Below are 11768 nucleotides of genomic sequence, written 5' to 3'. Positions count from 1 at the left end.
TATGTTAAGGGTCTACCACTCAAATCGTCTGGATGTGCTGGAAGCACTGATGGAATTTATCGTTGAGCGCGAGCGGCTTGACGATCCTTTTGAGCCTGAAATGGTGCTGGTGCAGAGCACCGGTATGGCGCAATGGCTGCAAATGTCGCTTTCCCGGAAATTTGGCATAGCGGCAAACATTGATTTCCCGCTGCCCGCGAGTTTTATCTGGGAGATGTTTGTGCGCGTACTGCCCGACATCCCTGAACAGAGCGCCTTCAACAAGCAGAGCATGAGCTGGAAGCTGATGTCCCTGCTGCCCGATATGCTGTCAGGCGATGCGTTCGCCATGCTGCGCCACTACCTTAATGACGATACCGATAAGCGCAAGCTGTTCCAGCTGGCGTCGCGCACGGCCGATCTCTACGACCAGTATTTAGTGTACCGGCCTGAATGGCTGACAGCCTGGGAAGCGGGTGAACGGGTGGAGGGCTTGCCGGAAGCACAAGTCTGGCAGGCACCGTTATGGAAAGCACTGGTGGAACATACTGAGGCGCTCGGTCAACCAAAGTGGCACCGTGCAAACCTCTACCAACGGTTTATCTCCATACTCGAAAATGCGTCAGAGCGACCGGCTCGTCTGCCGTCACGCGTGTTTATCTGCGGTATTTCGGCTTTGCCGCCGGTCTATCTGGATGCGCTAAAAGCGCTGGGTAAACACATTGATATCCATATTTTGTTCACGAATCCCTGCCGCCACTACTGGGGTGATATCCAGGATGCGCGCTGGCTTTCACGGCTGGTCACGCGGCAGCGTCGACGTCTCTTTGAAGACCGCTCCGTGCCCTTGTTCAAAGATAGCTCGACAGCCGCGCAGCTTTTCGATGAAGAGGGCATTCAGAACCTGCCGAATCCGTTACTTGCCTCATGGGGCAAGCTGGGACGTGACTACATTCACATGCTTTCTGACATTACGTCATCTGGCGAGGGGGACGTGGACGCCTTTGTCGAAATCGAATCTGACAGCCTGCTGCACAACATTCAGTTAGATATTCTGGATCTGGAAAACCGGGCCGTCATGGGCGTGACGGAGAAAGAGTTCGAATGCAGCGACAGGAAACGGAAGCTGGATCCTGACGATCGGAGTATTACCCTTCACGTTTGCCATAGCCCACAGCGTGAGGTGGAAATCCTGCACGATCGCTTGCTGGCAATGCTACAGGACGATCCTGAGCTCACGCCGCGCGACATTGTGGTAATGGTGGCTGACATCGACAGCTATAGCCCCTTTATTCAGGCCGTTTTTGGCAGCGCGACGGGGGAGAGATACCTTCCTTACGCCATTTCTGACCGTCGTGCACGTCAGTCCCATCCGGCTTTGCAGGCATTTGTCTCCCTGCTGTCGCTGCCTGACAGCCGGTTTATCTCTGAAGATGTGCTGGCGCTACTGGATGTCCCTGTTCTGGCCGCCCGTTTCAACATTAATGAAGAGGGGCTACGCTATCTTCGCCAGTGGGTTAACGAATCCGGCGTTCGCTGGGGGATTGATGACGACAACGTGCAGGAGTTTGAACTCCCACCAACGGGGCAGCACACCTGGCAGTTTGGCCTGACGCGAATGCTGCTCGGGTACGCAATGGAGAGCAGCCAGGGGGAATGGAATGACGTTCTGCCCTACGACGAGTCCACCGGGTTAATCGCGGAGCTGGTCGGGCATTTAGCCTCGTTGCTGATGCAGCTCAACCGCTGGCGACGGGAGCTGATGCAGCCGCGCCCGCTGGACGCCTGGCTGCCAGTGTGCCGGGAAATGCTCACAGATTTCTTCCTGCCGGACAGTGAAACAGAAGCGGCGATGGCGCTCATTGAAAAGCAGTGGCAGGCCATCGTGGATGAGGGCGTGAATTCGCACTATCAGGAGGCGGTGCCTTTGTCGCTTCTGCGTGATGAGTTGACCCTGCGTCTCGATCAGGAGCGTATTAGCCAGCGTTTCCTGGCAGGGCCGGTCAATATTTGTACCCTGATGCCGATGCGATCCATCCCGTTCAAAGTGGTGTGTCTGCTCGGGATGAATGACGGCATTTATCCTCGGGCATTACCGCCGTTAGGCTTTGACTTGATGAGTCCTAAACCGAAGCGGGGCGACCGCAGCCGCCGTGATGACGACCGTTATCTATTCCTGGAAGCGCTTATTTCAGCGCAGAGCAAACTGTATATCAGCTACATCGGCCGGTCGATTCAGGACAACAGTGAACGTTTCCCGTCGGTTCTTGTGCAGGAGCTGGTGGACTATATCGGGCAGAGCCACTATTTGCCGGGAGACGAAGCACGTAATTGTGATGAGAGCGAGCAGCGGGTGAAGGCCCACATTACCTGCTGTCATAGCCGTATGCCTTTCGATCCGGTGAACTATGTCGCCAATGAACACCAGAGCTATGCGCGCGAGTGGCTTCCGGCTGCGAAGAAAGAAGGGATGGCGCATACCGATTTCATTCAGGAACTGGATGAACTCCCCCTGGAAACGTTGACCTTCGAACAGCTTCAGCGTTTTTGGGCACACCCGGTGCGCGCGTTCTTCCAGCAGCGTTTGCAGGTCAACTTCCGTTCTGAAGAGAGTGAAATTCCTGATGCCGAACCCTTTATTCTGGATGGGTTAGAGCGCTACAAGCTGAACCTCCAGCTCCTGAATGCCCTGGTAGAACAGGAAGATGCTGCCACTCTATTTCGCCGCTACCGTGCCGCGGGCCAGTTGCCTTACGGTGCGTTCGGGGAGATTGTCTGGGAGGCGCAGTGTCAGGAAATGAAGGCACTTGCTGAACGCGTCATTGAGTGCAGACAACCCGGTAAAAGCATCGAAATCGACCTTGACTGTAACGGTGTCCATTTGACCGGCTGGCTGACGCAGGTTCAGCCGGACGGACTGCTGCGCTGGCGGCCCTCGATGCTCAGCGTTTCACAGGGTTTGCAACTCTGGCTCGAACATCTTGTCTACAGTGCTGGCGGCAATGCGGGTGAAAGCCGAATTTTCGTGCGCAAAGAGGGCGAATGGCGTTTTCCGCCGATGGAGGCTGAGCAGGCTTTGTGTTATTTGTCGCTTTACATCGACGGTTACCGCCGGGGAATGAAAAAACCTCTGCTCCTGTTGCCGGAAAGCGGTGGCGCGTGGATAAAAGCCTGTTATGACGCGCAGAATGATGCCATGTTAACGGATGATGCTTCACTGCAGAAAGCGCGGAATAAGTTTGTGCAGGCCTACGAAGGGAACATGATGGTGCGTGGCGAAGGGGAAGATGTCTGGTATCAACGTTTGTGGCGAACGCTTGAGCCAGAATACTTCGACATGATCACTGAAGAGGCACAGCGCTACCTGTTACCGTTGTTCCAATTTAATCAGTCCTGAGTGCTGTATAAAAATTGCGCAGTATGAGGTGTTCATTTATGATGCACTTCTTATCACGGACTGATGTACCCAATAAAAAAGATGTTGGCGTGCCCGGCACGCAATGTATTAATGATGTAGCCGTGATAAAGAGGTAGCACCTTGTTTAAAGCGTTTGTTTTGTTTTTCGCCCTCTGGGTACCCGTCACTCAGGCAGACTCCGGTTGGCAACCCGTTCAGGAAACTATTCGTAAAAGCGAAAAAGATACCCGCCAATATCAGGCTATTCGTCTTGATAACGGCATGACCGTACTGCTGGTTTCCGATCCGCAGGCGGTGAAATCCCTTTCGGCATTAGTGGTGCCGGTTGGATCGCTGGAAGATCCTGAGGCTCATCCTGGGCTTGCACACTATCTGGAACATATGACCCTGATGGGGTCAAAAAAATACCCGCAGCCAGATAGCCTGTCCGAATTTCTGAAAATGCATGGTGGCAGCCACAATGCCAGCACGGCGCCGTACCGTACGGCTTTTTATCTTGAAGTCGAAAATGATGCGCTGGAAGGAGCGGTCGATCGCCTCGCTGATTCCATCGCCGCCCCCTTGCTGGATAAAAAGTATGCCGATCGTGAACGCAATGCGGTGAATGCTGAGCTGACCATGGCCCGCACGCGAGACGGTATGCGCATGGCCCAGGTCAGCGCTGAAACCATCAACCCTGCGCACCCGGGTTCGCGTTTCTCCGGCGGTAACCTGGAGACGTTAAGCGACAAACCGAACAGCCCGGTGCTTGATGCCCTGCACGCGTTCCGCGATAAATATTACTCCGCCAACCTGATGAAAGCGGTCATCTACAGCAATAAACCGTTGCCAGAACTGGCAGGCATGGCGGCTAAAACGTTTGGTCGGGTGCCGAATAAAAATATCGACCGGCCGCAGATAGACGTCCCGGTAGTCACTGACGCGCAAAAAGGGATCGTTATCCACTACGTGCCGGCGCTGCCGCGCAAAGTGCTGCGCGTGGAATTCCGCATCGATAACAACACCGCACAGTTTCGCAGTAAAACCGATGAGCTCGTGACCTACCTGATAGGGAACCGTAGCCCGGGTACGCTTTCTGACTGGCTGCAAAAACAGGGGCTGGTGGAAGGTATTCGCGCCGATTCCGATCCGGTTGTGAACGGCAATAGCGGCGTGCTGGCGATCTCCGCCACCCTCACCGACAAAGGGCTGGCAAACCGTGATGAAGTGGTAGCAGCGATTTTCAGCTACCTCTCTTTACTGCGCGAGAAAGGCGTCGATAAGCGCTACTTTGATGAACTCGCCCACGTGCTGGATCTCGATTTCCGTTACCCGTCCATTACCCGCGACATGGATTACGTTGAGTGGCTGGCGGACACCATGATCCGCGTGCCGGTTGAACACACCCTTGATGCGGTCAATATTGCCGACCGGTATGACGCCGAGGCGGTAAAAGCCCGCCTGGCGATGATGACGCCGGAGAATGCCCGCATCTGGTACATCAGCCCGAACGAACCGCATAACAAGACGGCATATTTTGTCGATGCCCCCTATCAGGTGGATAAAATAAGCGCGCAGACCTTCGCCGACTGGCAGAAGAAGGCCGGAGAGATTGCGTTAAAGCTGCCGGAGCTGAACCCTTATATTCCGGATGACTTCTCGCTGACCAAAACGACTAAAGATTACCCACATCCGGCGCTTATCATTGATGAGCCGACGCTGCGCGTGGTGTATACCCCCAGCCGCTATTTCGCAAGCGAGCCAAAAGCCGATGTCAGCGTGGTGCTGCGTAACCCGAAAGCGATGAATAGCGCTAAAAATCAGGTAATGTTCGCGCTCAATGACTATCTCGCCGGGATTGCGCTCGATCAGCTTAGCAACCAGGCGGCCGTGGGCGGCATCAGTTTCTCCACCAACGCCAACAACGGTTTGATGCTCAATGCAAACGGCTATACCCAGCGTTTGCCTCAGCTGTTCCAGGCACTGCTTGAAGGGTATTTCAGCTACACGCCGACGGAAGAGCAGCTTGAGCAGGCCAAATCGTGGTATGCGCAGATGATGGATTCTGCGGAGAAGGGCAAAGCTTACGATCTGGCGCTTATGCCAGCGCAAATGCTGTCGCAAGTTCCTTATTTCCAGCGAGAAGACCGCCGCGCGCTGTTGCCTTCGATCACCTTAAAAGACGTGCTGGCTTACCGTGAGGCGCTGAAAACCAACACGCGTCCGGAGTTCCTGATCGTCGGCAACATGAGTGAGGATCAGGCCAAAACGCTGGCGCAAAATGTCCGTACACAGCTGGGTTCAAAAGGTGACGAGTGGTGTCGCAATCAGGACGTGCTGGTTGAGAAAAAGCAGAATGTGATTTTCGAAAAAGCGGGTAGCAGCACCGATTCCGCGTTGGCCGCCGTGTTTGTTCCGACCGGGTATGATGAGTTTGCCAGCTCTGCGCAGAGTGCTGTTCTCGGACAAATCATCCAGCCATGGTTCTACAACCAGTTGCGTACTGAAGAGCAGCTTGGCTATGCGGTCTTCGCCTTTTCCATGAACGTGGGCCGCCAGTGGGGTCTTGGCTTCCTGCTGCAAAGCAGTGATAAACAGCCTGCCTACCTCTGGCAGCGCTATCAGGCTTTCTTCCCGCAGGCGGAAGCAAAACTGCGCGCCATGAAGCCAGACGAGTTTGCCCAGATCCAGCAGGCGGTCATCGCGCAGGTGATGCAGGCACCGCAAACGCTGGGTGAGGAAGCTTCTCAACTGAGCAAAGATTTTGATCGGGGTAATCTGAAGTTTGATTCGCGTGATAAAGTAGTGGCCGAAATAAAACAGCTGACGCCTCAGAAGGTTGCCGACTTCTTCCATCAGGCGGTGATTAAACCGCAGGGGATCGCCATTCTGTCTCAGGTTTCCGGTAGCCAAAATGGCAAAACGGATTACGTAAACCCGAAAGGCTGGAAAATCTGGAAGAGCGTCACTGCGCTGCAGCAATCAATGCCCTGGAGTAAGAAAGAATGACCGATACCGCTGAGTCCCTTGATCCCTTACGTTTACCTCTACAGGGTGAACGATTGATTGAAGCCTCAGCGGGAACGGGAAAAACCTACACTATCGCCGCGCTCTATCTGCGTCTGCTCTTAGGGCTTGGCGGTACTGCCGCTTTTCCACGTCCGTTAAGCGTGGAGGAGCTGCTGGTGGTGACCTTCACCGAAGCAGCTACCGCCGAGCTGCGTGGCCGTATCCGTGCCAATATTCACGAGCTGCGCATCGCTTGCCTGCGACAGAGCACCGATAACCCGCTTTACGCCAGCCTTCTGGAAGAAATTGCCGATAAGCAGCAGGCTGCGCATTGGCTGCTGCTGGCGGAACGGCAAATGGATGAAGCGTCCGTTTTCACCATCCACGGCTTTTGTCAGCGCATGCTGAGCCTGAATGCCTTTGAGTCCGGCATGCTATTTGAACAGCAGCTCATTGAAGACGAGTCTGAGCTTCGCTATCAGGCCTGCGCAGATTTCTGGCGCCGCCACTGCTACCCCCTGCAGCGTGACATCGCCGAAGCGGTGCATGCGTTGTGGAAAGGCCCTGAAGAGCTTTTGCGTGCTATCGATCGCTATCTCCAGGGGGAAGCGCCCGTCATCAAATCACCGCCGCCAGCGGACGAAACGCTCGCATCACGCCATGAAAAGATCGTCACGCAAATTGCGACCCTGAAGCAAAAGTGGAATGCGTCCGTCGGTGAAATTGCCTCGATCCTTGAAAACTCCGGTATTGACAGGAAAAAATTTAACCGCGGCAATCAGGGCAAATGGATCGACAAGATCAGCGCCTGGGCACAGGAAGAGACGCGAGGCTATCAGCTTCCGGATGCTCTGGAAAAGTTCTCCCAGCGTTTTTTGACCGAGCGGACGAAAGCCGATGGCATCGTGCCAGAGCATCCTCTTTTTGTTGCCATCGAGAGTCTACTGGCTGAGCCGTTAACGCTTAACGACTTAATGATTACCCGCGCCATGACGGAAATCCGTGAAGCCGTGGCGCGTGAAAAACGCCGTCGGGGTGAGCTGGGCTTTGACGATATGCTAAGCCGTCTGGACGCCGCGCTGTGCAGTGAAAATGGCGAAGCGCTCGCTGCGGCAATCCGCACGCGTTTTCCGGTGGCGATGATCGATGAGTTTCAGGATACGGACCCCCAGCAGTACCGTATTTTTCGCCGTATCTGGCGTCAGCAGCCCGACACCGCGCTGCTGTTGATCGGTGACCCGAAGCAGGCGATTTACGCCTTCCGTGGTGCCGACATTTTTACCTACATGAAGGCCCGTAGCGAAGTTGCAGCCCATTACACCTTAGAGACTAACTGGCGATCGGCTCCGGGTATGGTGGAAAGCGTCAACACGCTCTTTAAGCAGATGGACGCGGCGTTTATGTTCCGTGAAATTCCTTTCCTGCCGGTCAAGTTTGCTGAAAAAAATGCCTCGTTGCGCTTTGAGTTCAATGGCGTGACTCAGCCAGCCATGAACCTTTGGCTACTTGATGGTGAAGGCTGTGGCGTGGGGGATTATCAAAGTGCGATGGCGCAGCACTGCGCCGCACAGATCCGCGACTGGCTGAGTGCCGGAGCGCGTGGTGAAGCCGTGTTATGGCGAGGGGAGCAGGCGAACCCCGTCAAGGCATCCGATATTACGGTGCTGGTGCGCAGTCGCCAGGAGGCGGCGCTGGTCCGCGATGCGCTGACCTTGCTCAACATCCCGTCCGTCTATCTCTCGAATCGTGACAGCGTTTTTGAAACTCTGGAAGCTCAGGAGATGCTATGGCTGCTGCAGGCCGTGTTGGCCCCCGAGCGTGAAAGCACGCTTCGCAGCGCCCTGGCCAGCGCAATGATGGGGTTGAATGCCCGTGATATTGACGCGCTAAACAACGACGAGGAAGCCTGGGATAATGTCGTTGAAGAGTTTGCCCACTACCGTGAACGCTGGCAAAAACGCGGCGTAATGGCCATGCTGCGCGAGCTGATGGCGAAGCGTCAGATTGCGGAGAATATGCTCGCCACGGCAGGCGGCGAGCGGCGCCTGACCGATATTCTGCATATCAGCGAGCTGTTGCAGGAAGCGGGAACGCAGCTCGAAAGCGAGCATGCGCTGGTGCGCTGGCTGTCACAGCAGATTGCCGATCCGAACAGCAATTCATCCAGTCAGCAGATGCGCCTCGAAAGCGATAAGCATCTGGTGCAGATCGTCACCATTCACAAGTCGAAAGGTCTTGAGTATCCGCTGGTCTGGCTCCCGTTTATCGCCAACTATCGCGTGCAGGACCAGGCCTTCTACCATGACCGTGAATCATTTGAAGCCGTGCTCGATCTCAGTAAAGCGGAATCCAGCATTGAGCTGGCGGAGGCTGAACGTCTGGCAGAGGATTTACGCCTGCTCTACGTGGCGCTGACCCGCTCGATCTGGCACTGCAGTCTGGGTATTGCGCCGCTGTTCCGTCGCCGTGGTGAGAAGTCAGGAGAGACCGATTTCCACTTAAGCGCGCTGGGACGTCTTATTCAGCTCGGAGAGCCAAAAGATGCGGCTGGCCTGCGCCAGTGCATCGAGGCGCTGTGTGGTGACCATATTGCTCTGCATATTCCCTCATCGCCGGATAACAGCCGCTGGCAGATGCCGGAGCAGCCTGTTGCCGATCTGAATGCCCGGCAAATCCAGCGAACTCTCGCTGACGACTGGCGCGTAACCAGTTACTCCGGTTTACAGCAGCATGGGCAGAGCATTGCGCTGGATCTGATGCCGAAGCTGGATGTGGATGCCGCCGGAGTGGGAGACGTACTCCCTGAGCCTGCCCTGACTCCGCATCAGTTCCCACGCGGCGCGTCACCCGGCACCTTTTTACACAGCCTGTTTGAAGAACTGGATTTCACCCAGCCGGTTTCTACGGAGTGGGTGCTGAAAATGCTCCAGAGCGGCGGCTTTGACGAGAAATGGCAGCCCGTCCTCACCGACTGGGTCACTGCGATTTTACAGGCACCGCTCACGCAGCAGGGGATTTCGCTCAGCCAGTTGACCGCTAAAGACAAACAGGTGGAAATGGAGTTTTATCTCCCTATCGCCAGCCCGCTTAAAGCCGATGCGCTTGATGCGTTGATCCGTGAGTACGATCCGCTTTCCGCTGGCTGCCCGCCCTTGAATTTCCGCCAGGTACAGGGGATGTTAAAAGGTTTTATCGACCTGGTTTTCCGCCACGAAGGGCGTTACTACCTGCTGGATTACAAATCGAACTGGCTGGGGGACAGCAGCGACGCCTACACGCAAGACGCGATGGCATCAGCCATGCAACAGCATCGCTACGATTTGCAGTATCAGCTTTATACGCTGGCTCTGCATCGCTATCTGCGCCACCGCATTGCTGATTACCGTTATGAAGAACATTTCGGCGGCGTTATTTATCTCTTCCTGCGCGGGGTGGACGCTACGGATCCCAACTCCGGCATTTTCAGCACCCGCCCGGACGCGGCATTGATAGAAAAGATGGATGAGTTGTTTGCCACAACCACGGAGGAGATGGCATGACGATGCAGGAACTTTTGCTGGAAGCCGTGGAACAACGCGTGCTGCGCCCCCTTGACGTTCAGTTCGCCATGATGGTGGCGGGCGAGGAGCCGGAGGTGATGCTCGCTGCCGCTCTCCTCAGCAAAGACGCGGGAGAAGGGCACGTTTGCCTGCCGCTTTCGCGTCTGGTGCCAGATGAACAAATGCCTGCGGCATTGCAGTCCTGTTTCGTTCTGCTGGGGGAATCGGTGGACTGGCAGGCTGTATTACTCGGCTCTCCCGCCGTCAGCGGGGCCGAAACGCAAACGCCGATGATCCTGACCGGCGAGCGTTTATACCTTAACCGCCTGTGGCGCAACGAGCTGACGGTGGCGCGCTTTTTCAGCGAAACGAATGCCCCGCTTCCGTGTGATGAAGCGCAGCTTCGCCAAACGCTGGATGGCCTGTTTAGCTCGGGCGAGGCCATCGACTGGCAAAAAGTGGCGGCGGCCGTGGCCTTAACGCGGCGGATTTCGGTGATTTCTGGCGGCCCGGGCACGGGGAAAACCACTACGGTGGCAAAACTCCTCGCGGCGCTGATTCAGCTATCTGGCGAGCAGAAATGCCGTATCCGGCTGGCCGCACCTACCGGTAAAGCCGCGGCTCGACTCACGGAGTCGTTGGGTGGGGCGCTGCAAAAATTGCCGCTTACCGAGGCGCAGCTTGCGCTTTTCCCCAATGAGGCCAGCACCTTACACCGTCTGCTTGGCGCACAGCCGGGCAGCCAGCGGCTGCGATATCATGCTGGCAACCCGCTGCATCTGGACGTGCTGGTGGTGGATGAAGCCTCAATGATCGACCTGACGATGATGTCGCGGCTGATTGATGCGCTGCCGCCTCACGCGCGGGTTATTTTCCTTGGCGATCGCGATCAGCTTGCCTCTGTGGAAGCCGGAGCGGTGCTGGGGGACATTTGCACCTACGCCAGTTTTGGCTATACCGCTGCGCGTGCTCAGGAGCTGGCACGCCTGACCGGCTGCGCGCTCGAGCCCGATAACTCCCCGGTAGCGGGGGCGCTGCGCGACAGCCTGTGCCTGCTGCAAAAAAGTTACCGTTTCGGCAGCGACTCCGGCATCGGCCAGTTGGCTGCTGCGGTAAACCGCGGCGATCGGCACAGCACGCGCGGGGTGTTTGACGGCACCTTTACCGACATCGAGAAAAAATCGCTGCAAAGCACTGAAGAGTATCAGGCGATGCTGGATGACGCGCTGCAGGGATATCAGTACTTCCTGACCTGTGTACAACAGCAAAATACGCCGGAGCAGGTTATTGCCGCGTTCGGTGAATATCAGCTCCTGTGTGCGCTGAGGGAGGGGCCGTTTGGCGTCAGTGGGCTAAACGACAGGCTGGAACAGCTGCTGGCGCAGAAGCGTAAAATCAACTGTTTGCCGCATTCGCGCTGGTACGAGGGGCGACCGGTGATGATCTCCCGCAATGACAGCTCGCTGGGCTTGTTTAACGGGGATATCGGAATTGCGCTCGATCGCGGTCAGGGGCTGCGCGTCTGGTTCATGATGCCGGAGGGAAGCGTGAAGTCCGTACAGCCAAGCCGTCTGCCCGAGCATGATACGGCGTGGGCGATGACGGTACACAAATCCCAGGGCTCTGAGTTTAATCATGCGGCGCTGATCCTGCCTACGCAGCTGTCACCCGTCATCACCCGAGAGCTGATTTACACCGCCATTACCCGCGCGCGCCAGCGGCTGTCGCTCTATACCGATGAACGCGTTCTGGTACAGGCCATTGCCGCGCGAACGGAACGTCGAAGCGGCTTAAGTGCGATATTCGAGTCCCTCTAAGTAAAACGCCCTCACCGGACGGTGAGG

The 11768-nt window shown here is 56.2% G+C and carries 4 protein-coding genes; all 4 read left to right on the top strand.

Translation table 11 applies throughout. The annotated features are described in order from the left end of the window. The first annotated feature begins 1 nt into the window (after position 1). The 4 genes from recC (at position 2) to recD (ending at position 11741) form a co-directional block, all read left to right on the top strand. The gene (gene recC / locus ACTJJA_RS15310; protein WP_440668587.1) at positions 2–3376 is read left to right on the top strand and encodes an exodeoxyribonuclease V subunit gamma; all 3375 of its coding nucleotides are present in this window, start codon (positions 2–4) and stop codon (positions 3374–3376) included. Positions 3377–3517: 141 nt separating this feature from the next. Continuing rightward, on the top strand, positions 3518–6385 hold the full coding sequence (gene ptrA, locus ACTJJA_RS15305; protein ID WP_440668586.1) for a pitrilysin: 2868 nt from the start codon (positions 3518–3520) through the stop codon (positions 6383–6385). After that, a complete protein-coding gene (gene recB, locus ACTJJA_RS15300) occupies positions 6382–9924 on the top strand; it encodes an exodeoxyribonuclease V subunit beta (protein ID WP_440668585.1) in 3543 nt (1180 codons plus the stop codon). The genes ptrA and recB overlap by 4 nt, the downstream gene beginning before the upstream one ends. After that, complete coding sequence (gene recD, locus ACTJJA_RS15295; protein ID WP_440668584.1) at positions 9921–11741, top strand: exodeoxyribonuclease V subunit alpha; 1821 nt, start codon at positions 9921–9923, stop codon at positions 11739–11741. The genes recB and recD overlap by 4 nt, the downstream gene beginning before the upstream one ends. Positions 11742–11768: the final 27 nt, after the last annotated feature.

The sequence above is a fragment of the Enterobacter sp. 22452 genome, from assembly GCF_052045065.1.
GTDB classification, from domain to species: domain Bacteria; phylum Pseudomonadota; class Gammaproteobacteria; order Enterobacterales; family Enterobacteriaceae; genus Enterobacter; species Enterobacter mori.
The sequence above is the reverse complement of the archived record's forward strand: the minus strand, read 5'-3'. Positions and strand labels throughout refer to the sequence as shown.